Genomic DNA, 23,785 nt, shown 5'->3' on the forward strand with positions numbered 1-23,785 from the left:
GAAAGGCTCCCTCTGCAAGAGGGAACCTGTAATTAAGAGGACAGCCGGCCCTGCCAATGGGCCGCCCTGCGGAACGTAAACACCGCCATCAGCTCCAGCAAGAACATCGGGATCACCGCGACAAAGGCGAACATCCGGGATTCATCGGGGGCGTTCAGAGCGAAAGGAAGCGCGAGCAGCATCAGCCACTGTCCGCCCGTATACAGCCGCCTGCGGAAACGCAAGACGTGCGCTTCTGCAGGAAGGGCGCCATCGAAGGCATGTCTTTCCATGACCGCGAAGGTTTGATGCATGAACAGCAGCTTCAGCAGCAGCAGCATACCGCCGAACGCGATCCAGCCCGGGGAGGGCGGGGCATCGGCGTGAAATCCGGACGGGCCCGGCCAAATCTCGGCCAACGAAACGACAGCCATCGCAGCGGCCCAACCGGCGGCTTTGCCATAAGCGGGGCGCACCGCGCCCAACCGCTGCAAGGCGAAGTACATCATTCCATACCCGATCACATCGGGCCATACATCGAAGTAGGCGATGCGGATATCCAGCAGCACAAGCAGCAATCCCCATGACAGCTTGCGAAAGCTATTCGCCAAGACGCTCAGCCCCCTTCCGGTCTTCGATCAGACGGCGGATCCCCTGCTTATCGGGTTCAGGCGCCTTGTAGAACGTCTGCGTCCAGTAACGGATGCCGGATGATGCCGAGCCTTCCGCGGGTTCCAGCCCCAACCTCATCTCAGGCATATACGCCTCCATCCGCCGGGGATCATTCGGCTCGAAGCGGAACCATCCGTCAATGGTAACCGTCTCCCCGGTCTTCAGCTCAAACGGAACCGTTACCTCTTCGTGCATCGTCCGATGCACCGACATGTCAAATGCGTCGGCGATTCTCGAATGTAAGCTGAAGGCCACGGACTGCAGCCGCACATCCTGCTTCGCTGCGAGCGTATGGTGATGCTCGCCCGTGCTGCTGGAGGACGCCTGCACCGTTTCGAGCGGGAGACCTTGAAGATCCTCGGCAGGCGTAAATGTAATTTCCCCGATCGGCACCGTTTCACTCGGTCCGTCGCTATACCAGACGCGAAATTCACGGAACGTTCCAAGCGCTTCGGTCGGCAGTTGGCCTTCCTGCGGGATGAGCTCGAGACTGGCCTTATGCAGCCGGTAAGGTCCGTAATCCCCGTAGGTCGATGTGCCGCGAACATACCAATGGACTTGTTCCGAGATTTGCACGGTCACCAATTGCCTGCGCGAAGCGCGATGCGTGACGTAGTATAAGTCCATAGGCCGCCCTGGAGAAGGCGTGAACGCATAATAATGGTTCAAAAAAACGATATCCGGCAGCTTATGCGCCAAATAGTACCCATAATTGCCCACCCATACGCAGGCGGTTGCCAGAACGGCGAGCAGCCACAATAAGAAGCTGTTCCTCCTCTTCAAATCGGCACCTACTTTCGATCGACGAAAGGCATAACTTCTACTTTAATCAATTAACGCTTTCTGTTGTATAAAAGTTACAGTAGAACATGCTGCAACCGCGGTTCCCTAACAGGAAAAGCCCCCCGGCCGCTCGAGCTGAGCTGCGGAGAGCTTGTACCTGCGTTATCGGTTCGCCGCTACGGCCTGCGGCCCGGCTTCCTTCGTAAGCGGCAGCTGCCGGCGCTTGCCCATCGTCTCAACGAATAGGCGCAGCACGTCCAGCATCCGTACGATGTCCTTCTCCTTCAAATGGCCGAGCGAAGCGATCTGCAGCCAATTACGCTCCAACAGATAGCCGCTTTCGAACTGCAGCGCGAAGCCTTGATCGAGCATCCGCTGCCCGAGCTCCCTGGACGACAACTCCTTGGGCAGCGCTATCGTCAGAATGTAGGGCGCCTGATGCTCCCTCGGGGTGAGCACACGTAACCCCATCTCCTCGACGGCGGAACGGATCAAGCGGTACCGACTTGCCGTATGCGCATAAGGCGCGTCCGTTTCGAAGGCGCGGAGCGCTGCGTCCAGCGCGGCCAGCAGGTTCGATGACTGTGAGAACGGGATGCCTGCGCTCTGCTCGTACGCGGCCACATCCATATACACAGGCAGCAGATCCTGGGCATCGCCGGAGACCCGCGGTTCATCCCCCTGGAAAACAAAACATAGTCCCGTATAAGCACCCAGCGCTTTCCCGCTCACTCCGCTGGCCCAGCTCACACCCGACAAGTCGGTCGGCACCGCGCCCAGGCTGCTGACGCCGTCCACCGCCAGACGCATTCCGTACTCCCGGCAAACCTGCTTCAGCTGCGCTAAGTCATTCAACACGCCGGTCGATGTTTCGCCGTGCACCGCCCACAGCCACGCGTACTTCCCGCCAGCCGCCGCAGCGCGCACGCCTTCATAATGAAGCGGCTGTCCATACTCGCTCTCCAGCGTATCGAACGGCAGCGCCCACCGGCGCGCATGCACGGTGAGACGCCGGCCGAATTCGCCGTTGACGAGCACCAGCCCGCGGCCGCCGTACCGCTTCAGCTGCCCGGCGACCGCATCGTTCGCCAGCGTCCCGCTGCCGAGCATCAGGTGCACGGATGCGGCGTTCGACATGGCGCACAGCTTGCGGCGCACCTCCCCGTGCATACGCATGAACGCCTGCGAGCGGTGAGACAACGGCCTGGCCTGCATCGCCCGCTCTACCTCCGGCGCCACCTCGACGGGACCGGCCAGAAACTGGACGTCCCGCTTCATATACCTGTAAGCCCGCGACGCCTCATAGGACGCCCTGGTCAAATACATAGGCTGGTACCAAGCGCCCTCCCGCCCTACCAGCTCGGCGAACGGCAGGAAGCCGAGATGCCGGTACAAGTGCAGCTCGCGGGTCGTTCCCGAGATGATGCCCATATCGTAGTCCCCCCGCTCCAAGTAGCGGTCTAAGAAGCGGATCAGGCCGAACAACACCCGGCTGCGTCGATATGCCGGGTCGACGGCCAACAGCCGGATCTCGACCATCCGCTTCGGCTGAACGGGCAAAAACCGTTCGAACCGCTCGATTTTCGCATCCATCGAGAAGGGTCTCCGGTCCCGCACCGCCAGCATCCCGGCCAACCGTTCTCCGTCCATTGCGAGAAGATACGTATTCTCTGCATCGTATCTGTCGATTAATCGTCGCGCCTCGTTGGCTTCATGCTGCGGAATTTCTTCCACGAACGTTCTATAGTTGAGATGAGCGACAAGCTCCCGCTCTCGTTCCGTTTCCGCGATTTTATAAAGGATCGGCATCCGGATCAGCTCCGTTTCATCCATAGTTGTCTCACATTGTCCCGATGGGCGTTCACGATGACTGCCGCAACCGCCGCTCCGAGCAGCATCGGTCCCGTCTCCCAGTGGAAGAGCAGCCATAATAAAGGAAACGCGCTTACTCCAATAAGACCGGCTGGCGTCCAGGAACGCAGGACAACGACCAGCACGGCCGCCACTGCAAGCATCACGAGCCAAATTCTCCAATCAAGCAGCACGGCCCCTCCGCAAAAGACCGACATCCCCTTCCCTCCGCGAAAGGACAACCACACCGGGTACATATGCCCAAGCACCACGGCCAGCAGCGCCGCAAGGATGAACACGCTTGACGGTTCGATCCACTTCGCGCAGCCGACCACCCACGCTCCCTTGAGCGCATCTCCGGCGAAGGTGGCGATAAAGGCCCCCTTCCCGTAAATGCGACCGGCATTTCGCGCGCCCGGATTCCCGCTGCCGAGCGACCGCAAATCGCCTCCGTCCTTCAGACGTGCGATCCAATATCCCGTTAACACGCCGCCCAGGCCGTAGCTGAGCAGCAAATAAGCAATGGCAGCCCCCGGCGTCATGACGGCCCTCCTTTTATTCGTAACCTTTCCATGAATTGATTATAAAAAGGAATCCGGCCTTCGGGGAGTACTAACTTTGTGTAGTACCTTGCCTGTTGACGAATCTCAAAAGCTCCTGAACGGAGCGCTAAAACTGGAATTGTGCAATTGGGGCAATGCTGCTGCAAAACAAAGAGGGTTGTGACAGGGCGCCCGCCGGCGACCTGCCACAACCCTTACATTCATTAAATAGCCCAGAATTCTTTCTAAAGGACAACGATATTACTCCAGTAAGGAATAATGGATAATCGTATTCGAAAGCTGGCCAATCACCATCGAAACTCCACCGTGGGCAACTCCGAGCTCCCCCAAATCCGAGCAGTAAATTTCCACATTTCTCAAAAAACGCTCTGGAATCATTTCATTCAGCGTATTCCATATCGAGTTGATAAGCTTAGGACCAAGCAGAGCAAGAAGTCCACCGATACAGATCACCCTTGGATTATAAGCATTGATGACATTGGCTAGACCGATGCCTTGATAATGGCCAAGCTCGTGGACGGCGCTCGTTACTTTGGAATCCCCGGCATGGAGGGAATCAACAATTTCAGTGAAAGACAACTGCTGGGGGGTTGATTCCAGCAAGTCGTATAGCGCTTTAATAGAAGCATACATTTCCCAACATCCTCTGCTGCCGCAGGAGCACTTTTTACCGTTCATATGGATGGTGGAATGTCCTAGTCTTCCCGCGGTGCCAGTCGTTCCAGTAAACAGCTCTCCATTGTTGTATACGCCAACGGACAAGCCCCACGAGCTGGTCACGTAAACCAAATGGTCCACCGATTTGGAACGTCCGAAATGAACTTCTCCCAAAGCTCCGGCATATGGCGCAGGGTTAATATAAATCGGAATATCAGGAATCTGTTTCGTAAGCTCACTCAGTAACGGAAAATCAATCCATTCCTGCAAGTTTGCGCTGTAATCCACGGCATCCGTTCTTATATTGTAATAGCCTTGAATGACAATCCCGACTCCTACAATGCCTGACTGGCGATGGGCATATGAGCTCCGCCGCTCCTCCCGGCCCGCCCTCCGTCATAAGTTTTTCGGGCGGGGCGAAAATCTTTCATTTGATTTGATCTTTGGAGGAGATAGCAGAGGTTACACGGATTACGCTATATTCGGTAATAAAAACACATAAAGCCGAGGTTATGACATGGAGCGAGTGAACAGCACTTCAGGTACCGAAATTCACGAGGACGACCATAACGCAACCCAAAAACAATTCCCACTTAGCTTTTCAATTTTCGCTCTTGCGCGTTCGCACCGCGCATTGGCGGCACAGTTGCTTCGTGAGATAGACCTATTCCCTGGGCAAGAACTCATACTTATGCAACTGTGGAAGCAGGATCGGCAGTCACAGAACCGTCTCTCCCAAAACTTGCGTCTGGATCACTCGACTATCGCCAAATCGGTTAAGCGACTGGAAGACACGGGTTTGGTCGCTCGCAGCCGCTCACCCGAAGACGGACGCGAACTAGAGTCCCGCGTGTTAGACGCCTGGAACAAGCTGGAGAGCATTACGTCGAATGCCCTCACACAACACGAAAAAACGTTGCTGATAGAGTTGTTGAACAAAGTAACGCACGAGACGATGAAATATGATGGAGGCGAATAAGGTGTCCGAATCTAGGATGCAAGCAATTGTTGTTCATGAATATGGCGGTCCGGATGTATTGAAACTCGAAGAAGTCGACCGCCCTAACCCATTGGCAAGAGAAGTTCTTGTCAAAATCCATTATGCAGCTGTCATCCCTCTTGACTGGAAAATTCGCAACGGATGGATGCAGGACGTATTCCCAAAGTCAATTCCCTACATTCCAGGGTTTTACGCATTCGGAATTGTCGAATCGGCAGGCCCGGGAGTGACTGAATTTACTGTTGGCGCTCGCGTCTTCGGAATCGTAAATGGAGCCTATGCGGAGTATGGCATTGCACCGGTGAATGAACTGGTGAAAATGCCGGACGGTCTGTCTTTCGAGGATGCAGCCTCGATCAGGGCCGGCGCGGATACAGCGTGGAAAGCCTTGTTTACCGAAGGAGAGCTGGAAGCCGGTCAAACTGTCCTCATTCATGCCGCCGCTGGCGGCGTGGGACAATTCGCCGTTCAGTTGGCCAAATGGAAGGGAGCCAATGTAATTGGTACTGCTTCAACCGCTAACCTGGATTTCGTCAAGTCTTTGGGAGCGGATCAAGTCATCGATTATACCACAACGGCTTTCGAAGATGTCGTCAAAGAAGTAGATCTGGTCGTCAATTCCGTTGGAGGAGATACCGAGAACAGGTCATGGGCCGTTCTGAAACAAGGCGGGATTCTCGTTTCTTTGACGCAGCCTCCGTCCCAAGAGAACGCTCAAAAGCATGGCATTACAGCTAAATTCAACACCAAGTTCCCAACTTACGAGAATCTGCAGACAATAGCACAATTGATTGCAGACGGTACGATCAAAGCAGAGATCGATTCCATATTCCCGCTAAGCCAAACTAACAAACCACTAGAGAAAAGCGAAGCAAGACATGGCCGCGGAAGAATTTTGCTGCGCATCAACTCATTCTGATTCAATTCCTAAATGCCATCCAAGCACAACGACCCCCTTTATCGAGAGGCCACTGAAGAACTTGTGTTTTTTTCAAATGGCCGGAAAGATCCAATCAAAAAGTTATTCGATTATGTTCCCCTTTATCTTTACTCAGCTATCTTCAATATTCGTTTTAGGTTCACGGCAAATATGGCCATCGCACCTTGCAACTGCATTCCAAGCAGACCCGAGGATGTGGCGACATCATACCCGTGTCCATGTTTGAGTTCACTGTTCTTCGCTTCAATTTTGTACCGTTCCTTGGATTTTGCCTTGAAATACTCCGTTTCCTGGAATAACATTTGTTCCGAGTGTTCTTCGGATTTAATGGTCACGGAGTAGGTCCTGGTTTTGGCTCCCTCTTTGTAGCAGCCTTCTTTAAGCGGGCAATGCTTGCATTTCTCTACATCAAAATAGTAGGTATCTTGCTGGTTCTTACCTTCGCCCTTCTTTCCCTGACGGGCTTTTCGGATAGCCATATGACCCGCCTTACACACGTACATGCCTGCATCCTTGTTGAATAGAAATTCGTCTTCTTTCTTCCGGTTGCCTTGCGTAATGAGTGGGTTGAGTTTCGCTACAAGCTCAATTTCATTCTTTTTCGCGTATGCGAGATTATCTTTTTCGGAATAGGCGGTATCGCCGATGACTGTTTGGACTTGCATGCCGGCCGCCTGGCTTTTCTCGATTAGAGTCTGCAATTGCTTGCCGTCATTTTTCTCACCTGTGGTGATCACGGCTGCCGTTATGATACGTTCCTCGGTCATGGCCAGATGCGTCTTGTATCCAAAGAAGGCAGAGTCTGCACTTTTGTGTCCTAGTTGTGCATCCGGATCGGACGTTAAACGAAGCTGCTCGACGTCATCCTCGACCGTTTCCTTCAGCAGGTTAAGCGGCTCCAATACTTTCGGCACTTGTGCGATTCCGGACTCCGTCTCGATGAATGCGATGAGCTTCTGGCAATACGTGATCTCGTCCTCGAGCGTGTCGTTTGTGTTCTTTGCCGGCATTGTAGCTTTGACCGTTTCGTTTATGGAGTAAACGGCTTTCCGCAGTTTACGCGCTTGATCTTGCAGGATCTCTCGCGGCGACTTCTGGTTGTAACGTGCTTTCGTATGCGTGGCATCCACAATAATGGATGTGCTCTTCAAGATGTTCTTTTCGATGGCGAGTTCCACCGTCTTGCCAATAAGCATGTCCAATAGGCTAATGTCCTTTAACCGAAGCTTACGGAATTTCGTCAGGGAACTCGGATCGATTACCGGATCTTCCGGCGCCATGCCGAGGAAATATTTAAACGACAAGTCGTACTTAGAACGCTCGACAATATCTACGTCAGATAGCTCAAAAATGGCCTTCAGCAACAAATACTTAAACATGCGAACTGGGTCAATTGCGTTCCGTCCATTGTTCAAACAATATTTTGCTTCCAGTTCCTCGTATATGAAGGTGAAATCCACCAGATCGTTATTTGACGGAGCATATTGTTCTTCGGCACGACAATGTCATACAGCGCCGCATAAGGACTCAGAACTAAAGTTTGTTGTTGTCGAATCATCCGCACTCACCTGCTTTTCGTGATGACTCCATTATACGGCAAAAAAGGCACAGCCTCTTCAATTTTCTTGAAGGTCTGTACCCTTTTCTAAAAGATGGACTTTTTCAGTGGCCTCTTTATCGAGGGGGTCTTTAGCCGTTACTTATGATACGGTTCACCGTATCTATTGATAGGGTAAACTCTGATGAATCCGTTGTATCTTCAGAGTAACAAGCAAAGCCGAGGTAGTTAGACGGTATCTTTTGTTTCAATTTTTCATTGTCTTGTCTCCCATGATATACTTTAAAATATTGAGAGCCAGTCAAAAGCTGGCTCACTCTTTTATTGCTTTTATCTTGAATATTGAGGTATACCAATGAAAATCAAAGTGTACGCCATTGGTGAGAAATTGGAAAAGTTTTATCTCGAAGCTATTAAAGAATATGAGAAACGGTTGAGCCGATACTGCAATATTGAACTGATTTATTTGAAGAAAGAAGATCAACTTCAAAAGAAACTCAATCCAAGTTCCTAGGTGATCTTTGTCTCCATCGCTGGAGAAACTATTACTTCTGAAGAACTTGCATCAACAATAGATCATTGGGCGTCCTCAGGGTTGTCTGATGTTTCTGTTCTTATCGGTGCAACCCGACCAAAATGTAATGAATCTCTTACTTTCAGCCAAATGGAGATGGATTTTGGACTACAAACCTTAATTGTGTTTGAGCAGATTTATCGGGCCTATCGAATAATTAATAACCATCCTTATCACAAGTAATCTGTAAAATCATTTAAACTTGGGAGGCAACAACAAATGAATTCCGATACAGCAGGAAGCATTTATGTAACGACACCTACAGGATTTTCAAGCCAGCTTGATAAGCTCCAAGATACTCTGAATAATAAACGTTTCTTCATTAATCCGGAACTGGAAATTTTCAAATATATTGATGGCCTATACACAGCGACTATAAATCAGGAGGATTGCTTTTATAGGGCTAGGGTCGGAGATTACAAAGAGGTTAAAGATTTGCATGCCGCTCCAAAAGAAAAAAATCACTTCGGCAGGTTTCATCCTAAAGGCTTCTCTTATCTGTACGCGGCCAGTGAGATTAAAACAGCAGTGGCGGAGGTCAGGCCATGGCAAACTATTGTGACAATAGCCGAATGCAAGGCTAAAACAGAGCTGACCTTGCTTGATTTCACACGCAGAAATGAAAAACTTGAAAACTCCGATATGGACTATAGAACAACGCTTGATAACGAATTTTCAAAACCAATTAATCCAAATACTTCTGAGTCAGATTATCTCCTTACTCAAATTATTGCTGAGTATATTAAAAATAAAGGGATCGCCGGGATTAAGTACAGTAGTTCTGTGAATGATGACGGGTACAATATTGTTGTTTTTGATCCAAAAGTATTCGACATTAAAATTATGAAACAAGTCAACGTCAGTAAAATTCTCTATGAGTTCTAATTCAAACTCAATACAAACAGAAAGTGGGTACTCAAACTAACTTCATGTTGAGTACCCACTTTTAATTTATTATTGCCGTTCCTTCGCCAATTGTATAAACGAGCTCAAATCCATCAGCCAGCTTTGCTGACGAGGTTTATATGTGTCGTGTAAACGCTTCGGCAACACCAGTTGCAAGTGATTGGCCTGCATCTCGTCTGTCTGGTTTTCGCTGATGCCGGGTTCGAGCGTAAAGAGATGCTTGTTTTGAATCCGATGAGCTTCAGCCAGAACCTGACGCCATCTGTCTTTACATGTTGACTTGACTCCCAGCATGGTTAATCTGGACTCGGGAAACGTCAGGTCGCGGTAGTAATCTATATGCGGGAACAAGAAATCCGGCTTGGATTTATATTCCGTCACCTGTGTTCGTGAGTAAGTGAGATTATGGGCCTTGAAAATCTCCTCCAAGTGGTTTTCAAGTGCATAACCAACCCGGGATTTTCTCCGGTTATGAACACTGAGGGAAAATTGGATAAAGCCCTCAACATCAGTAGTACCATCATCCCGAAATCCGGCTTCGAGCCGCCTTGCGACCATATGCCGTTCAAGACGCTTAAAAAGCTTTTCTTCCTGTTCAATCCACTTTAATAATGTTTGATCTGGCTCCTCAATCGGGGAGACATCCTTGAGCGTCTTTCGAGCCAGCGTCGAGAATACTGATGTGCTTGGGAACCCTGAATCTATGAACGGTTCAATTATACTGTCCAGATAACTACCATCCGGGTCTGAAACTTCAATACCCAGTTCCTCTAAGATATAGCGAACAACAAAATCAACTTCTGGGTCATTATCCTCTTCAAAGGATTGATACGTGAATTGTTTGTCTATCAATTGAACGTCGAATAGCCACAACAATTGATTCTCGAATGTGCTCTCTTCAGGTACTACAATTATATAAATCTCGTCATCGGGTCTTTTAGCAACAATAAGAAGGTCGCCTTCTTTGGCCACATCCATTACAGGGTTGCTATTAAAATAAAGCCTGTACTCGGCAGATCGATGTGTTTGCCTCTTTCTTGAATCGTACCATGTTACTCTTCCTTCAGAAGTAATACCCTCGTTTTCACCGGATAACCACAAAAATCGGGCCGTGCTCGTTCTTTCCCCATCACCCAACAGATTCCTCAAAAGCCTGACACCGTTGAACTCATGCTGGTTGGATTTGGAACGATTGGCCTCTACGGCAGTGAGCCGCTTTATTGCCACCCCTTCAAAATATTGCGAAAGAAAGCCTCTCTTCATTCGATAACACCCTCACAAATCATGGTTTGTCAGCATTGCCCACCAATCTCTATAGATGTCATATCCGTCGTCTGCAACCACTGGGCACATAGTTCTATTACTTCTTCGCTATTGATGCAGTATTTTCCTTTTAATGAACATTCCCATACAATTCCGACTCTCCAGCCCATCTCCCGAAGCCGAGCCAAGTTCTCCCTGTCCACTTCCATGTTTCGTTTGATCTTGTTGTGCCAGAACTCCTCATTTGATGATGGCCACTTGAACAGATGACAGGAATGGCCGTGCCAGAAACAGCCGTTAGCAAAAATGACCGCCTTGTACCGGGGAAAGACCATGTCTGGCTTCCCCGGCAAGCTTCGGTCATGAAGTCGATATCTGAATCCCAGCTTGTGAAGTCCTTTTCTCAGAATCATTTCCGGCTTCGTATCCTTACTCTTGATCCCGGCCATCATCCGGCTTCTGGTTTCAGGTGAAACGATGTCAGACATATGCTTCGACCTTTTCAAAAAGCATTTGAACCTGATCTGCATCCTTGGTTGTTCTCATTGCTTTAAAGATGTACGGAAGCATATGCGAAGCCACAGCCTCAACAACGGGCACTGCAACAGAGTTGCCGAATTGCTTGTATGACTGTGTGTCCGAAACAGGGATTACAAATGGTTTATGACCCGGTTTGTCAAATCCCATCAACCTTGCACATTCGCGGGGAGTTAACCGCCGCGGATTCTTGCCTTCCTGTCTGATCAGTATTTCCGAACCGTCCTTGTAATAACGTGCAGACAGGGTGCGGGCTACGTCATCTGGACCGAATAATCCATATCCAAAGCCATTTCCTTTTGCTCTGTGCTTCTCCGCATAGTTCTGAAGATATTCCCACAGCCTGTCACTCAGCGTATACTTGTCAGCAACCCTGCCTTCAGGAGCTTCAGTATACGGAGATTCAGGTGCCTCTGATCCGTTTTCCTTATGCAAAATCGAGCCGAGTTTTGGCCCCGATTGAGGGAGCTTCATGTTATCAAAAGCAAACCCGACATCATCCCGAAATCCTACAATAAAGATACGTTCCCGATGCTGGGGAACAAAATGTTTCGCATCGATCACCCGAAAGTCTACATGATATCCAAGTTCTTCTTTTAATGTAGCCATGATTACCTTGAAGGTATTACCCTTGTCATGGCTAACCAGATTCTTTACATTCTCAAGCAGAAATGCCTTGGGTCTGTGGCGTTCTATCATTTGTGCTACGTCAAAAAAAAGCGTACCCTGTGTAGCATCATGAAACCCGTGAGGACGACCCAAAGACTTTTTCTTTGACACTCCGGCAATGGAGAAAGGTTGACACGGGAACCCTGCAACGAGCACGTCATATTGGGGCATGTTGTCCAGGTCAACATCGCGAATATCACCATTTATCGGATGATCGCAGTTGTAGTTGGCTTGATAGGTTTTTCTGCATGCCAAGTCCCACTCACTGGTAAATACACACTTGCCACCGATTGATTCAAAAGCCTTTCGCAAACCGCCAATACCTGCAAACAGATCAATAAATCTGAAGTTGAAATCATTATCCGGCTGACGTCCTGAACGTACATTATAGATGCTTTTTAGTTCTCTAAGCAGATTTTCATCAGGCAGTGACTCACCCTTCTCCCAGCGATAAATTGTTCGTTCACTTTTTCCGAGTAATTCAGAAACTTCCTTTACTGAGAATCCTGTCTTCTCTCTTATGTAAGCAAATTCCGTATCCTTGAATGTTTTCATAATTTAATAGGCCTCCCTGTCAAAAATATTCCCAGGGGGAACGTTTTTGACATAAGAATATCATAAACGAACACATTTTCGCAAACTATATTTTGAACGCAGGTCTTAAGACCTTCTTGCAACAGGATAAACATGACTTTTCACCTTGTTCAGTATCAAAATTCTGGAATTTTGAACCGAATATATATAATAAGCACACTTCCAAGAAAAACTGGCTGGCAGATAGAGTTATACGAAAAACAAAACCAGATTACTATCGGTTAGCAAGGGGGCTATTAAATGGACTTTTTATCTCTGTATTTCAAAGGTGTTGCCGCAAAAATACTAAATTCCGTTGAAATCAATAAGTGGAATAGCAATCAGCATGAGTTTCATGGGGTTAGAGTTTTAAAAATATCTTCGGGTTAAAAAGACAGTATTTTAATGCGAGATTCATTTATGTAGACAAACAGGGAAAAATGATTCAGGATACAGGAAGTTTAACTTGGTATGATGCGAGGGAATATGACCCTTACAGAACAGAACACCGCTTATACTATACTGAATCTAATGCTATTATTTTCGCTCAAGAGAATGACTTAATGGTCGTTGGATTAAGAAGCGACAATACTGTTCTGGTCGTCATTGCAAATAGAGAAAGCGAGTTTTGCGAAAAATTGAAATTTCTTTTTGGGGTTAACCATGTTAGCACTGAATATAAGTCAGTTAATCTGGAGAACAAAGAAGTTACGAGTAATGACATTGATACCTTGCTGAAGATTGGAATTGCATTATTATAAGTCCCTTTTCAAGACAAGCCAGCCTGATATACTCAGGTTGGCTTCGTAGTTATATTATAGAATGCAATTTCAAAATGTAACGTGAATTGGGAGTGAATTTAATTAAATGTCCGTTCTCCGGCTCGGTACCATTTAATACTGGCATAATTCCCGATAAATCAGTCGGGAACCCCTGCTTTATACTGATGATGCCCTTATACTGGCAAGTCAATATTCTATATATCGTTAAAAAATAGAAGAATTGTAACGTAGCATGAATATAACAAGCCGAATCAAAGAACTGGCAGCTAACATTCAGAATCATCTACAACTATCTACAACCATCCTCTTTTATGTGCATACCATCCGAACAAGATGATTCCGGCAAGCATTATAGTGAGGAACGGAATTTCCTTTAGACAGTAGAGAACAAACCTAAGAAGGTGGTATCCGATCCATAAGCCAATGATGTACAGCGGCCATGTATAGATGTGTTCTTACCAAAACGATCCGACCTCCAGCCGTGGCTTCAGCCAATAGATACCGATAGGATAGAGAGCAATCATCAAGATAATGATCAGACATCCGATACTTCCGGCAGTATCCTTGGGCCGCTCAGGCTTATGACCGAACAACTTATGCAATCCCGCTTTTAATGCTTCCCCTAAAAACAATTCGATGAGCTTATCCAATGTATATCCTGCCTCCCGGCTAAGTCCTTAAATGCAGACAAAAGCGGAAAGAACAGGTTCATCCTCTCCGCCGCGATGTTTCTTTCGGTAACTTCAGTATCCGTATCCTCCGCGAATACGGTCTTCCATGTGCGTAGCCTGAGTCAATAACAGACATGTGACAATGAACAAAGCAACGCCGATCCAGATATGTTTTCCCCTCTTTTTCGATATTGCAGTGATCGTATAGACAATGCTGCTCACTTGAATAATTGCTCCAACGATTTTCAATAACAATGCTGTTGTTGCCATAATTCAGACCTTCCTTCTTACAAAGACATCATCCATTCTCCCACCCGTATAGCTTAGTACCTTTCTTCAAACAATACGTAGATTACCTTGTCCGCTTGGATTACCCAAATTTATAATTATTATAAATGCACAGAATTAACAGCCGCCTAGCTTGAACTGCTACCCTCTACGTAGACATGGCATTAAAAAGCCGAAAAAGTCTACATAGGGGGTTGTTTTTTCATGTCCAAAAAAGGATCCATCCATCGTAAACATTCGCAGGAGTTTAAAGTAAGCCTTGTGGAGCAGCATCTTAAAGAAGGCATATCCATAGAAATACTGGCTGTCCAGCACCAATTAGAACCAAGGCTTATCCGTAATTGGAGGACAATCTATATCGAGCATGGTGCGAGCGGCTTACAGCCTAAAGCGAAGGGCAGACCCAAGGGAACGCCTGCTATTGGCAGACCTAAAACGACCTTCACTTCCGAGATGGAACGATTACAGTACGAGAACGCGAAACTAAAATTGGAGATCGCACAATTAAAAAAGCTCCAAAATTATCTAAGGGGGGATGTCTAGTTCCAGTTCAAGTCATCACAAGAATTGCGTATGAATCCATCCGGGAACTGTCCTCCGAATTGAGCATAAACATGCTTTGTAACATGGCGTGTGTCTCCAAGTCGGGTTATTACAAGTGGCTTGCTCGAAGGGGAAAACCAAATCGTTGGCAGGTGGAGGAGCAGTCGCTTATGAAAAGAATCGAGGCGGTTCACTCCATCCGACCAAGCTTTGGCTACAGGCGTGTCACGGATCGACTTCGCAAGGATGGCTGGTGGACAAGTAAATAACGTGTACTCAAGGCCATGCAGCGGCTAGGAATTCAGGCAAGGCTTCGAAAAAAGCAAAACCACAGAGTAGGAACGGAGCATCATTCCGTCGGTAATGTCCTGAATCGGAACTTTACTGCTACACGCCCCATGGAAAAGATCGTTACCGATGTTACATACTTGTATAGTCGCGGTACCGTTCAATACTTGTCTGTCTTCCTTGATCTCTACAACAATGAGATTTTGGAACTTGAAGTCAGCGACAGGAACGATCTTGAGCTTGTCATACGTCCACTCCAAAGACTGCTTTCCACCAAAAAGAGCGATTTGGCCCCTGACGCAATCATACCAAGGAAATCAATACACTTTTATAGCCTACGGGCGCTTGCTCGAGCAACATGGAATTACACAGAGTATGTCTCGTAAAGGGACTCCTTTAGATAATGCCCCCGTCGAAAGCTTCTTTGGTTGGTTTAAGAATGAGCTGTACGTAGACTACCGCCCTAGGAGTCCAGAGGAACTACGGGAGGCTGTGTATGTTCATGCGCTCTTTCACAATAACGAAAGGCCTCAATCTAGATTAAAAAACAACGCACCCATTCCTACAGGAATGAGTGCGCTTAGCGGCTTTAATATCTCTGTCTACAAAGACTTGACCAGTTCAGCTTTGGCGGCTTTTTTGCACCCATTTTGAGAGGAGCGATTTGTATGTTAACAGCAGCACGCCTGCGACTGACTCCCGCTGCTATCACCTTGCACCATCCTACCGGGATTGTGGCTGGATCATGCTTTTGATCTTTCCACTCATTCAACAGCCACCTGACTCGACCGCCCTGCTGTGGCTGGCTCCGGGGTTCTTGCAACTGCTTTCTTCGGGTTCTTGTTTGCAAGCTGTTGAACGGAAAGCTCCAAAAAGGGCCGCAACAGGTCACTCGTTCACCACCTGTCACAGCCCCCAAATCCGCATCCAGCGCGGCCTCTCCGTTCCTACTCTCTCCCCGTCGCAACCGGATTGTCCGGGTACGAGCACCAATCGCTCCAGCTGCCCGCGTACAGCTTCACATTCTTGATGCCCGCCTGCTGCAGCGCAATGATGTTCGGGCACGCCGTTACGCCGGAGCCGCAGTACACAACCACTTCCTGCGCTTCGCGCAGGTCACTGAAACGTTCCGCCTGCTCAGCCTCCGACTTCCACAGTCCGGCGGAGTCCAGGCTGTCTTTCCAGAAGCGCTGCTTCGCGCCCGGAATATGGCCGGCCACCGGATCGATCGTTTCCTCGATTCCTTCATACCGCCTGCTTTCGCGGGAATCGATCAGCACGGTGCCGGGACGTCCGATCCGCTCCTTCACCTGCTCCATCGACAGCACCAGCTCCGGGCGAAGCTGCGGCTCGAATACTGTCGGATGCTCTACCGGCGGCTCATCCGTAACCGGATAGCCCGCTTCCTTCCACCGCGTATAACCGCCATCCAGCAGGCTCACCCGGTCATGCCCCAAGTAGGTGAGCAGCCACCATAACCGCGATGCCATCGCCCCTCCTTGATCGTCGTAAGCGATAACGAGGGTGTTCCGGTCGATCCCGATTTGGCCGAGCTTGACTGCCAATTGATCCGGGTCCGGCAGCGGATGCCGCCCGCCGTGTACGTCTTTCGGCCCCGATAAATCCTGCTCCAAATCCAAATAAAAGGCCCCGGGAATATGATCGGCCGCATAGGCTTTGCGTCCGGCCTCCGGATTCCCCAATATGAATCGGCAATCCACAATAACCACTTGATCGTCTGTACCGTGTTCGAACAACCACTCCTGGCTCACCACATGCTGCATGCCAATCACTTCCTTTATAGGGATGATTTCCTGTATGATATCAGTATACAACGGAACGGATCTCCGGCGAAAGCGGAACGGGCTGCGAAGCGCCGATCTTGCGGCCGAACAAGCCGATAGCGGAAACCGGCAGACCGCCGTTTCGTACGAAGGAGGCCGGCTGTTTGCCATGTCTGAACCCCTATACCGGATCGCCCCCCTGCTGCCGGAACATTGCCGCGAAATCTGCACCTGGCGGTATCCCGCCCCTTACGACATCTACGAATGGCGGCCGTGGGAGCTGATGGTTTCGCTGCAGGAAGAGTTCGCCGACCTCCGGCTGCGCGACGAACAATACCGCGCTGTGCTGGACCGGGAAGGAGAGCTGTGCGGGTTCGCTCAATTGTTCCCCATCGTCGGGGTTACGCGTCTAGGTCTGGGCTTGCATCCGGACCGATGCGGCGGCGGCAACGGGGCGGCATTCGTCAGGGCGATCGCCGAAGAAGCGCGACGTCTTCAACCGGAGCACGAGATCGATCTGGAGGTGCTCACGTGGAACGAGCGGGCGATTCGCGCTTATCGAAGCGCCGGTTTTGAAATTACAGACACGTATGAGCGTATGACGCCGAACGGCCCGGCTGCCTTTTACTGCATGGTTTGGCACGAACGCTGACGAAAGGGAGGGCTGATCTTGCACACGGAAGCGTTAAACCGGATCGCCGGTGTTCTGAACGAACACCGCATCGAATGGGGTCTCGGCGGCTCCTCCTTACTGGCCGTCTGCGGCTTGGACGAGCGGCCGAACGACATTGACCTGCTCGTAGCCGCGAACGATGCCGAGCGGGCGCATGAACTGCTTCGGCAGCAGGGCAGCTTCGCGGCGTTCGCGCCGAAGGAGCCGTTCTGCACGACGTACTTTTACCACTACACGATCTGCGGCGCCGAAGTCGACGTGATGGGGCTGTTCGGCATCCGGCATGAGAGCGGCACGTACCGCCTCGATTGGCGCAGGAACGAGGATGACCGCAGCATCAGCCTCCCCGAGGTCTCCTCCCCCATTCCGCTTACGCCTCTGGAGGAATGGTTCGTCGTCTACTTGCTGATTCCGGGCAAAAGCCCCAAGGCCGATCGCATCGAGCAGCATTGGCTTCAAGAGGGCCGTCTCCGCCCTCATCGACTGCGCCAGGCGTTAAGCCGGGAGCTGCCGATGCCCGTACGCGAGCGGATCGCTCGCGTTCTAGACCGGGGATGAGGGGGAGGCTCTGCCAACGCCGCTTGCGGCGGAGGACGTGTTTGGCGGCACAGACAGGGATCAGCTCAGACTCGGCGCGCTCCAGCTCCACCGTCTCCACTCCCTTGCCCGGCTGTCCCACTCTTCGGCCCGAAAGTCCCGGAGCCCCCGCTCCGGCCCGAGCAAATTCGGCGTTCCTATGCCCATTATCCATCGTTCATGGAAAGGGCAGCATATAAAAAAAGAGCAGGCAACAGCCGCCCTACTCTCCCTCTTGCGCCTCGCCGCGTACGGCCGCATATGCCGCATCGAAGCGACCGGCCGACTCCAGGTCGAGCTCGGTCAAACCGCCGGCGCTCCACGTCGTCAGCTTGAGCGTGACGACTTTATAATCGATGGCGATCAGCGGATGATGATTCGCCTCCTCGGCGATCCGCGCCACCTCCTGCACGAACGCGATCCCGTCCAGGAAAGCCCGGAACCGGTACCGCTTCACGATCCACTTCGTCTCCTCCAGCCCCCAGCCGGGCAGTTCGCCAAGCCGCGCTTTCACAAAGGCCTCATCCGCAAGCTTCGGCTTCATCATCCTTCGCCCCCTCACACCAAATGAATAATACGCGTAAACGAATCGCCGGTAGCGACGCGAATGATATGCCGCTTCGCATCGTGAGTGACGACACAATTGCCGACATGCATGGAACCCTCCGTGCCAAGACCGTAGAACAAATCGTCGGCAAGCGTTTTCATGCAAGCCTCGCGTTCCTCCGCCTCCAGTTCTCCCCAATCCTCCGCCGACATCTCGAGAAAATCGTGACAGCCGGAGGCCGACTGCAGCGCATCCGTAAAATCAGTGATGATATCCTTGTATTCTCTGCCGAACTTAACTCCCATGCCGCTTCATCCTTTCCTTGCCGAACCGCAGACGATTCCGCGGACTCCTTGTACATATTGTACCTGTAAAGCGGATATCGCCGCAACGGGCGAGAACCGAATGCGCCCTTCCCGAGAAAAGGCGGCCCCCGCGCATTTGCATGCAAAATCTGGTACACTATAAGGATAGACAAAACGAGCGGAGGGCAACAGATGCTCAAGCTGCAGATTCCGAAAAATCGAATAAACGCGTTGGCCCGGTATCTGCGCGATCATTTTACCGTCGAGCGGCTCGACGGCGGCTGGGAAGATTTCCACAAGCGCCGCGTCGAGGATGCGGAACTTAAACACGGCATCGAAATTCATGCGCTGGTGCGCGAGACGAAGGCGCATGAAGTGATTTTAAACCTCGAGGCGATCGACAAAAGCGAGTGCAGCTGCTCGGATGGCGATCATTGCAAGCATATAGCCGCGGTCGTCTTTGCGCTGTTCGCGCCTCACGGCCGCCCGGAGCTGCTGCTGCAGCAATTGAAGCAGGCGATTCACGTTCGCACAAGGCAGCAGCAATCCAAACAGCAAACGAACGCCCGGGCCGCCGAGAAGCGGCAGGATCGGCTCGATCCGCCGACTCCGGACCAACCGCCGGGGTACTGGCAGCGGTTTTTCGACCAGCAATTTTACGGATTTTCGCTGAACCAGCAGCAATCGATCGAGTTGTTTCACAGCGCGGCGAAAGAATCGCTCAGGCCATACGGGAAGTCCTGGGAACGTCCGCTTCGGGAGCTGTACGCGCTTCATCTGATTGTGTTCATCATGCGGAAGATCGAGCAATTTTATATGGATACCAAGACATCCTATCTCTCCTACTATATCGAGACCGGCTGTAAAGCCGTAGCGCGCCAATGCCACGAGGACATGCAGCAGCTTATTCCGGAGATGGACATCGCCGGGATCGCCAAGAAATATCCGGCCTACTGGAAAGAGACGCTTGCGATGATCGCCGAGGCCGCGCTGACCGGCAAAGATTCGCCGTTGTCGTGGTCGACGGTCTATCGCGGCCTCTGGTGGCGGATGGCCGATGAGCGCGAGTGGCTGCGGGAGGAACGGGCACGGCTGCAGAAGCTGCTCACCGCCTCCGATCTGCCGGCACGCCGCAAAGATGCGCTGGTGCTGGCGGAGGCTCATTTTACCCTCATGGAAGAAGGAGACGGGGCCGCGCGCGAACGGATGGATCGGCTCGTCCGCCGGGAACCGCGCGACTTCTTCATGTACCTGCACGCTTGTTATCAAGAGGAAGCCTGGGAGCGGATGCTCGCTTGGCTGCGCTGGCTCCTGCCTGTCATGCAGAAGGCGCAGCAGGAGGACTTGCGGCAGTTTTGCCACTACTGGATCGAGGCCGTGCAGCGGCAGACGAACGACGCCGAGTGGGTGCACGTGATGGTGGCGCTTCTGCCGCGAACCTACACGTTCTACACGACCTATCTGATGAAAGCCGGGCGCTATCGGGCATGGATCGACCTGCAGCTGGCCAACCGGGTATCGCCGCTCAACTTGTACTCGCCCGACCTGCAAACGGTGGAGAATCACGATCCGGCGCTTGTGCTGCCGCTTTATCATCAGGCGGTCGAGCGTTGTATCGCAGAGAAAAATCGAACGGCCTACCAGAACGCCATGAGGCTGCTGAAAAAATTGAACGCCCTCTATAAAAAACTGGAGCGACCCGCGGTCTGGGAGGAATATATTTATCGCCTGGCCGTGAAATACTCGCGGCTGCGGGCGCTGCAGGAAGAACTGCGGAAAGGAAAATGGATCCCATGACCGACACGACCGAGATCCGCGTACATATACGTTGGGCGCAGCAGGACGATTTCTTCATCTGGGGCACGCGTTACAACGGCGGCATCTACGATGCTTACGACTTGCGGGATTGGCTCTTCGCCTGGCATGAGCCATCATTCTACGGTACCTTCATCGAGGTGACGGAGTCGGCCCAAATGGAAGGCCTGCTGCTGCCCGCCTTAGAGGCGCTCGACTATTTGGCCGCGCCGGCTGTGGTGCAGCACCAGCGGCTAACGTTTACCCCCGAGCTGTCGGAGCTGTCCAAGCTCGCTCCTTATGTCAAGGACGCGCTCCGCGCCGGACGCTTTATGCCGGATTTCGCCAAATGGAAGAGCGGCGAGCTCGGCTGGAAGCTCGAGCTGCCGGAACACGCCGCCGCTTGGGCGGCCTCTCCGCTCGCCCAGCATTGGATGGAACGGCTCATTCCGCTCTGGATCGAAGCCGACGGCGTCATGCGCGAGCATCTCAACCGCCTCGAACGTTCGTTCCCGCTGTTCCGGCGGGGCCAAGAGTCCGTCGACGTCTGGATGGACGAAGAAGACTGGCTCGTGTCCATCGGCTGGCAGTCGGACGGCACGCCGTTCCGCACGTGCCTGAAGCTTGAGGAGCCGGCCAAGGCGGGCGGCGACTGGCCGCTGCGCGTCGTGCTGCAGGATCGCGGCGCCAAGGAGAACGTGATCGAGCTCGAGCCGAGCGCGATCCATACCTGGACGGCCGCAAGCGCAGCCGCAGACACCGCCGCGACGGCAGGCGCGACTGACGGCGCGTCCGCAAGCGCAGCAGCGGCCGAGCCCGCCCGGGCGGCTGCGTGGCCGCCAACCGATGCGGCGGCAAGCGCGCTGCCGGAGGCGTGGCGGCCGCATATCGGCCGCGCCGTGCGCGATGCGTCCAAGTGGACGCGGATGGTGCCGTGGCTGGCCGCAGAAGGCCAGACGCTGCGCAGCACGCTGACGCCGGACGAGGCGTGGGAGCTGCTGTCACAAGGCAGCCTGCGCTTGATGGAAGCCGGTTATTCCGTCTTCCTGCCGGCCTGGTGGGACCGGATTCGCAAATGGCGTCCGCGCCTCAAGGCGAAGATCAAATCGTCGGTCGGCAGCGGCCCGCAATCGATGCTCGGGTTGAACCAGCTCATGCAGTTCGACTGGAAAATCGCGCTGGGGGATCTCGAACTGACCGAGGACGAATTCCGCGAGCTGCTCGCTCAAAACCGCAAGCTCGTGCAAATTAACGGGCAATGGGTGCAGCTTGACCCGGTTCATCTGGCGCAGCTGCAGCAGGTCATGAATCAGGTGCAGAAGAAGCAGGGCCTCTCTCTGCGGGACGTGCTGGAACTGCATCTGCTAGGGTCCTCCGAAGGCGAAGAGGACCTCGATTTTCATCGCTCGCTGAATATGGAAGTGGAGCTCAACGAGCAGCTGCAGGAGCTGGTCGATCTGCTGAATCATACGAAGCGCCCGCCGCTGCAAGAACCGCCGCTTTCGTTTCGCGGCACGCTGCGGCCTTATCAGATCGAAGGCATCTCCTGGCTGCTCTTCCTGCGGCAATGCGGCCTTGGCGGCTGCCTGGCCGACGATATGGGGCTCGGGAAAACGATCCAAATGATCACGTACCTGCTCCATCTGCGCGAGCAGCGCATCGCCGCCGAAGCGAACGGCCATACGCCGGCAGCGGCCACGACGCCCACCCTGCTCATCTGTCCTACCTCGGTGCTCGGGAATTGGCAGAAAGAGCTGCAGCGCTTTGCGCCGGACCTGCGGGTTCACCTGCACTACGGTCCGAACCGCGCCAAGGGCGACGCGTTCATGGAGGCGTGCCTGGATTGCGACATCGTGCTGACGACGTATACCTTGTCACACCTGGATGAAACGGAGCTTGCCGCCATCGAATGGGAATCGATTTGCCTGGATGAAGCCCAGAACATCAAGAACGCCTACACGAAGCAGGCGTCCTCCATCCGTACGCTGCAAGGGCGGCACCGGATCGCGTTAACCGGGACGCCGATCGAGAACCGGTTGACCGAGCTGTGGTCGATATTCGACTTTTTGAACCCCGGTTATCTCGGCACGCTTCGGGAATTCACCCATCGGTACGTGAACGCCATCGAGCGGACGCAGGACGCCGAGCTGATCGCTAAAGTGCAGCGGCTTATTCGTCCGTTCCTGCTGCGCAGGGTCAAGAAGGATCCATCCATCCAGCTCGATCTGCCGGATAAATACGAATACAAGTCGTACGTATCGTTGACGACGGAGCAAGCGAGCGTTTACGAGAACTACATCCGCGACATGTTCGAGCGGCTCGACAAGCTGACGGCCATGGAACGCCGGGGGCTGATCTTGGCCGCCTTGACGAAGCTGAAGCAAATTTGCAACCATCCCGGGCTGATCGAATCGGGGAAAGCGGCCCGCTTGTCATGGAGACACCGTTCGAACAAGGTCGAGCGGTTGATCGAGATGGTGCACGAGCTGAGGCAGGAAGGCGATAAATGTTTGATTTTTTACACAGTTTGTCGAAACGGGGTACTTGCTGCAGCAGGCGCTTGGGGAAGAATTCGGGCGGCCGATTCCGTTCCTGCACGGCGGTACCGCCAAAGCCGACCGTGATCGGATGATCGAGGCGTTCCAAGAGAGCGAGGCGGACCATCCGGACGACGCGGGAATCTTCCTGCTTTCGCTGAAGGCGGGCGGGACGGGGCTGAACTTGACTGCAGCCAATCACGTCTTTCATTTTGACCGGTGGTGGAACCCCGCCGTCGAGAATCAGGCGACCGACCGGGCGTTCCGGATTGGCCAAACCCGCCACGTGCAGGTGCACAAATTTGTAACGCTGGGCACGCTGGAGGAGCGGATCGACGAGATGATCGACAAGAAGCTCGGGTTAAGCCAGCAAATCGTAGGCACCGGCGAGCAGTGGATTACCGAGCTGTCGACGGATGATCTGAAGGAGCTGTTCGCTTTGCGGAGCGAATGGGTCGATTAAAATGGCAGC

Annotated in this window: 22 protein-coding genes and 4 pseudogenes; 12 read left to right on the top strand and 14 right to left on the bottom strand. The window is 52.3% G+C overall.

Annotated elements, in window-relative coordinates:
• Window positions 1-32: 32 nt before the first annotated feature.
• The 5 genes and pseudogenes from JMF85_RS03220 to JMF85_RS03240 all read right to left on the bottom strand — a co-directional run.
• Window positions 33-590 (bottom strand): hypothetical protein, encoded by a 558-nt coding sequence (locus JMF85_RS03220; RefSeq protein WP_127610218.1) that lies wholly within the window; start codon window positions 588-590, stop codon window positions 33-35.
• Window positions 580-1,434: a hypothetical protein gene (locus JMF85_RS03225; protein WP_155615734.1), complete on the bottom strand. Its 855-nt coding sequence runs from the start codon at window positions 1,432-1,434 to the stop codon at window positions 580-582. The genes JMF85_RS03220 and JMF85_RS03225 overlap by 11 nt, the downstream gene beginning before the upstream one ends.
• Before the next feature lie 162 nt (window positions 1,435-1,596).
• On the bottom strand, window positions 1,597-3,267 hold the full coding sequence (locus JMF85_RS03230) for an aminotransferase class V-fold PLP-dependent enzyme (RefSeq protein ID WP_201317708.1): 1,671 nt from the start codon (window positions 3,265-3,267) through the stop codon (window positions 1,597-1,599).
• A complete protein-coding gene (locus tag JMF85_RS03235; protein ID WP_054800350.1) occupies window positions 3,249-3,827 on the bottom strand; it encodes a glycerol-3-phosphate acyltransferase in 579 nt (192 codons plus the stop codon). The genes JMF85_RS03230 and JMF85_RS03235 overlap by 19 nt, the downstream gene beginning before the upstream one ends.
• 261 nt (window positions 3,828-4,088) lie before the next feature.
• A pseudogene (locus JMF85_RS03240) lies at window positions 4,089-4,856 on the bottom strand (ROK family protein); the annotation flags it as partial.
• A gap of 166 nt (window positions 4,857-5,022) precedes the next feature.
• Between JMF85_RS03240 and JMF85_RS03245 the strand changes: the two are divergent.
• Together JMF85_RS03245 and JMF85_RS03250 are read left to right on the top strand one after the other, a co-directional pair.
• A complete protein-coding gene (locus tag JMF85_RS03245; RefSeq protein WP_201317709.1) occupies window positions 5,023-5,484 on the top strand; it encodes a MarR family winged helix-turn-helix transcriptional regulator in 462 nt (153 codons plus the stop codon).
• Window positions 5,468-6,424, top strand: a complete 957-nt coding sequence (locus JMF85_RS03250) for an NADP-dependent oxidoreductase (protein ID WP_236595717.1) — start codon at window positions 5,468-5,470, stop codon at window positions 6,422-6,424. The genes JMF85_RS03245 and JMF85_RS03250 overlap by 17 nt, the downstream gene beginning before the upstream one ends.
• 128 nt (window positions 6,425-6,552) lie before the next feature.
• Here JMF85_RS03250 and JMF85_RS03255 read toward each other — a convergent pair.
• A pseudogene (locus JMF85_RS03255) lies at window positions 6,553-8,003 on the bottom strand (IS1182 family transposase).
• A 355-nt stretch (window positions 8,004-8,358) separates the two neighbouring features.
• On the opposite strand from JMF85_RS03255, the pseudogene JMF85_RS03260 reads away from it, so the two are divergent.
• Window positions 8,359-8,760 (top strand): annotated as a pseudogene (locus tag JMF85_RS03260) (23S rRNA (pseudouridine(1915)-N(3))-methyltransferase RlmH).
• A gap of 36 nt (window positions 8,761-8,796) precedes the next feature.
• Complete coding sequence (locus JMF85_RS03265; protein ID WP_201317710.1) at window positions 8,797-9,462, top strand: RES family NAD+ phosphorylase; 666 nt, start codon at window positions 8,797-8,799, stop codon at window positions 9,460-9,462.
• Between the two features lie 69 nt (window positions 9,463-9,531).
• Here JMF85_RS03265 and JMF85_RS03270 read toward each other — a convergent pair whose 3' ends face one another.
• The 3 genes from JMF85_RS03270 to dcm are packed head-to-tail and all read right to left on the bottom strand — an operon-like array spanning window position 9,532 to window position 12,507.
• Window positions 9,532-10,746, bottom strand: a complete 1,215-nt coding sequence (locus JMF85_RS03270; protein ID WP_201317711.1) for a type II restriction endonuclease — start codon at window positions 10,744-10,746, stop codon at window positions 9,532-9,534.
• 29 nt (window positions 10,747-10,775) lie between these two features.
• On the bottom strand, window positions 10,776-11,234 hold the full coding sequence (locus JMF85_RS03275; RefSeq protein WP_201317712.1) for a very short patch repair endonuclease: 459 nt from the start codon (window positions 11,232-11,234) through the stop codon (window positions 10,776-10,778).
• Window positions 11,227-12,507, bottom strand: coding sequence for a DNA (cytosine-5-)-methyltransferase (gene dcm, locus JMF85_RS03280; RefSeq protein WP_201317713.1), 1,281 nt, complete (start codon window positions 12,505-12,507; stop codon window positions 11,227-11,229). Before dcm ends, JMF85_RS03275 begins: the two co-directional genes overlap by 8 nt.
• A gap of 279 nt (window positions 12,508-12,786) precedes the next feature.
• Here dcm and JMF85_RS28345 point away from each other — a divergent pair, with 279 nt between their 5' ends.
• Together JMF85_RS28345 and JMF85_RS03285 are read left to right on the top strand one after the other, a co-directional pair.
• A complete protein-coding gene (locus JMF85_RS28345) occupies window positions 12,787-12,915 on the top strand; it encodes a hypothetical protein (protein WP_269103182.1) in 129 nt (42 codons plus the stop codon).
• Between the two features lie 50 nt (window positions 12,916-12,965).
• Window positions 12,966-13,286 (top strand): hypothetical protein, encoded by a 321-nt coding sequence (locus JMF85_RS03285; protein ID WP_201317714.1) that lies wholly within the window; start codon window positions 12,966-12,968, stop codon window positions 13,284-13,286.
• Between the two features lie 476 nt (window positions 13,287-13,762).
• Here the strand turns inward: JMF85_RS03285 and JMF85_RS03290 are convergent, their stop codons facing one another.
• Both JMF85_RS03290 and JMF85_RS03295 read right to left on the bottom strand, forming a co-directional pair.
• Complete coding sequence (locus tag JMF85_RS03290; RefSeq protein WP_201317715.1) at window positions 13,763-13,957, bottom strand: hypothetical protein; 195 nt, start codon at window positions 13,955-13,957, stop codon at window positions 13,763-13,765.
• 93 nt (window positions 13,958-14,050) lie between these two features.
• On the bottom strand, window positions 14,051-14,248 hold the full coding sequence (locus JMF85_RS03295) for a hypothetical protein (protein WP_201317716.1): 198 nt from the start codon (window positions 14,246-14,248) through the stop codon (window positions 14,051-14,053).
• A gap of 222 nt (window positions 14,249-14,470) precedes the next feature.
• On the opposite strand from JMF85_RS03295, the gene JMF85_RS03300 reads away from it, so the two are divergent.
• On the top strand, window positions 14,471-14,809 hold the full coding sequence (locus tag JMF85_RS03300) for a transposase (protein WP_201317717.1): 339 nt from the start codon (window positions 14,471-14,473) through the stop codon (window positions 14,807-14,809).
• A 483-nt stretch (window positions 14,810-15,292) separates the two neighbouring features.
• Window positions 15,293-15,751 (top strand): integrase core domain-containing protein, encoded by a 459-nt coding sequence (locus JMF85_RS28600; protein WP_397375604.1) that lies wholly within the window; start codon window positions 15,293-15,295, stop codon window positions 15,749-15,751.
• Between the two features lie 293 nt (window positions 15,752-16,044).
• On the opposite strand, the gene JMF85_RS03310 is transcribed toward JMF85_RS28600, so the two are convergent.
• Window positions 16,045-16,881 carry a sulfurtransferase gene (locus JMF85_RS03310; RefSeq protein WP_127610240.1) on the bottom strand — a complete coding sequence of 279 codons (837 nt, stop codon included), beginning with the start codon at window positions 16,879-16,881 and terminating at the stop codon, window positions 16,045-16,047.
• Window positions 16,882-17,050: 169 nt separating this feature from the next.
• Between JMF85_RS03310 and JMF85_RS03315 the strand changes: the two genes are divergently transcribed.
• Together JMF85_RS03315 and JMF85_RS03320 are read left to right on the top strand one after the other, a co-directional pair.
• Window positions 17,051-17,533 carry a GNAT family N-acetyltransferase gene (locus tag JMF85_RS03315; RefSeq protein WP_201317731.1) on the top strand — a complete coding sequence of 161 codons (483 nt, stop codon included), beginning with the start codon at window positions 17,051-17,053 and terminating at the stop codon, window positions 17,531-17,533.
• Window positions 17,534-17,551: 18 nt separating this feature from the next.
• Window positions 17,552-18,112 (top strand): nucleotidyltransferase family protein, encoded by a 561-nt coding sequence (locus JMF85_RS03320; protein WP_127610242.1) that lies wholly within the window; start codon window positions 17,552-17,554, stop codon window positions 18,110-18,112.
• 241 nt (window positions 18,113-18,353) lie between these two features.
• On the opposite strand, the gene JMF85_RS03325 is transcribed toward JMF85_RS03320, so the two are convergent.
• Complete coding sequence (locus JMF85_RS03325) at window positions 18,354-18,677, bottom strand: 4a-hydroxytetrahydrobiopterin dehydratase (protein ID WP_306439401.1); 324 nt, start codon at window positions 18,675-18,677, stop codon at window positions 18,354-18,356.
• Between the two features lie 11 nt (window positions 18,678-18,688).
• Complete coding sequence (locus tag JMF85_RS03330) at window positions 18,689-18,982, bottom strand: hypothetical protein (protein WP_054798637.1); 294 nt, start codon at window positions 18,980-18,982, stop codon at window positions 18,689-18,691.
• 192 nt (window positions 18,983-19,174) lie between these two features.
• Here JMF85_RS03330 and JMF85_RS03335 point away from each other — a divergent pair, with 192 nt between their 5' ends.
• On the top strand, window positions 19,175-20,779 hold the full coding sequence (locus JMF85_RS03335; RefSeq protein WP_127610244.1) for an SWIM zinc finger family protein: 1,605 nt from the start codon (window positions 19,175-19,177) through the stop codon (window positions 20,777-20,779).
• Window positions 20,767-23,776: pseudogene (locus JMF85_RS03340) on the top strand (DEAD/DEAH box helicase). The gene JMF85_RS03335 and the pseudogene JMF85_RS03340 overlap by 13 nt, the downstream one beginning before the upstream one ends.
• Window positions 23,777-23,785: the final 9 nt, after the last annotated feature.

The organism is Paenibacillus sp. EPM92, from assembly GCF_016586185.1.
Classification (GTDB): Bacteria; Bacillota; Bacilli; order Paenibacillales; family NBRC-103111; genus Paenibacillus_G; species Paenibacillus_G validus.

What these genes read in the sequence shown, in the direction of transcription:
- JMF85_RS03230 (WP_201317708.1), bottom strand. Translation starts at nt 3,267, where the DNA reads ATGGATGAAACGGAGCTGATCCGGATGCCGATCCTTTATAAAATCGCG.
- JMF85_RS03235 (WP_054800350.1), bottom strand. Translation starts at nt 3,827, where the DNA reads ATGACGCCGGGGGCTGCCATTGCTTATTTGCTGCTCAGCTACGGCCTG.
- JMF85_RS03245 (WP_201317709.1), top strand. Translation starts at nt 5,023, where the DNA reads ATGGAGCGAGTGAACAGCACTTCAGGTACCGAAATTCACGAGGACGAC.
- JMF85_RS03250 (WP_236595717.1), top strand. Translation starts at nt 5,468, where the DNA reads ATGATGGAGGCGAATAAGGTGTCCGAATCTAGGATGCAAGCAATTGTT.
- JMF85_RS03265 (WP_201317710.1), top strand. Translation starts at nt 8,797, where the DNA reads ATGAATTCCGATACAGCAGGAAGCATTTATGTAACGACACCTACAGGA.
- JMF85_RS03270 (WP_201317711.1), bottom strand. Translation starts at nt 10,746, where the DNA reads ATGAAGAGAGGCTTTCTTTCGCAATATTTTGAAGGGGTGGCAATAAAG.
- JMF85_RS03275 (WP_201317712.1), bottom strand. Translation starts at nt 11,234, where the DNA reads ATGTCTGACATCGTTTCACCTGAAACCAGAAGCCGGATGATGGCCGGG.
- dcm (WP_201317713.1), bottom strand. Translation starts at nt 12,507, where the DNA reads ATGAAAACATTCAAGGATACGGAATTTGCTTACATAAGAGAGAAGACA.
- JMF85_RS28345 (WP_269103182.1), top strand. Translation starts at nt 12,787, where the DNA reads ATGGACTTTTTATCTCTGTATTTCAAAGGTGTTGCCGCAAAAATACTA.
- JMF85_RS03285 (WP_201317714.1), top strand. Translation starts at nt 12,966, where the DNA reads ATGATTCAGGATACAGGAAGTTTAACTTGGTATGATGCGAGGGAATAT.
- JMF85_RS03295 (WP_201317716.1), bottom strand. Translation starts at nt 14,248, where the DNA reads ATGGCAACAACAGCATTGTTATTGAAAATCGTTGGAGCAATTATTCAA.
- JMF85_RS03300 (WP_201317717.1), top strand. Translation starts at nt 14,471, where the DNA reads ATGTCCAAAAAAGGATCCATCCATCGTAAACATTCGCAGGAGTTTAAA.
- JMF85_RS28600 (WP_397375604.1), top strand. Translation starts at nt 15,293, where the DNA reads ATGAGATTTTGGAACTTGAAGTCAGCGACAGGAACGATCTTGAGCTTG.
- JMF85_RS03310 (WP_127610240.1), bottom strand. Translation starts at nt 16,881, where the DNA reads ATGCAGCATGTGGTGAGCCAGGAGTGGTTGTTCGAACACGGTACAGAC.
- JMF85_RS03315 (WP_201317731.1), top strand. Translation starts at nt 17,051, where the DNA reads ATGTCTGAACCCCTATACCGGATCGCCCCCCTGCTGCCGGAACATTGC.
- JMF85_RS03325 (WP_306439401.1), bottom strand. Translation starts at nt 18,677, where the DNA reads ATGATGAAGCCGAAGCTTGCGGATGAGGCCTTTGTGAAAGCGCGGCTT.
- JMF85_RS03330 (WP_054798637.1), bottom strand. Translation starts at nt 18,982, where the DNA reads ATGGGAGTTAAGTTCGGCAGAGAATACAAGGATATCATCACTGATTTT.
- JMF85_RS03335 (WP_127610244.1), top strand. Translation starts at nt 19,175, where the DNA reads ATGCTCAAGCTGCAGATTCCGAAAAATCGAATAAACGCGTTGGCCCGG.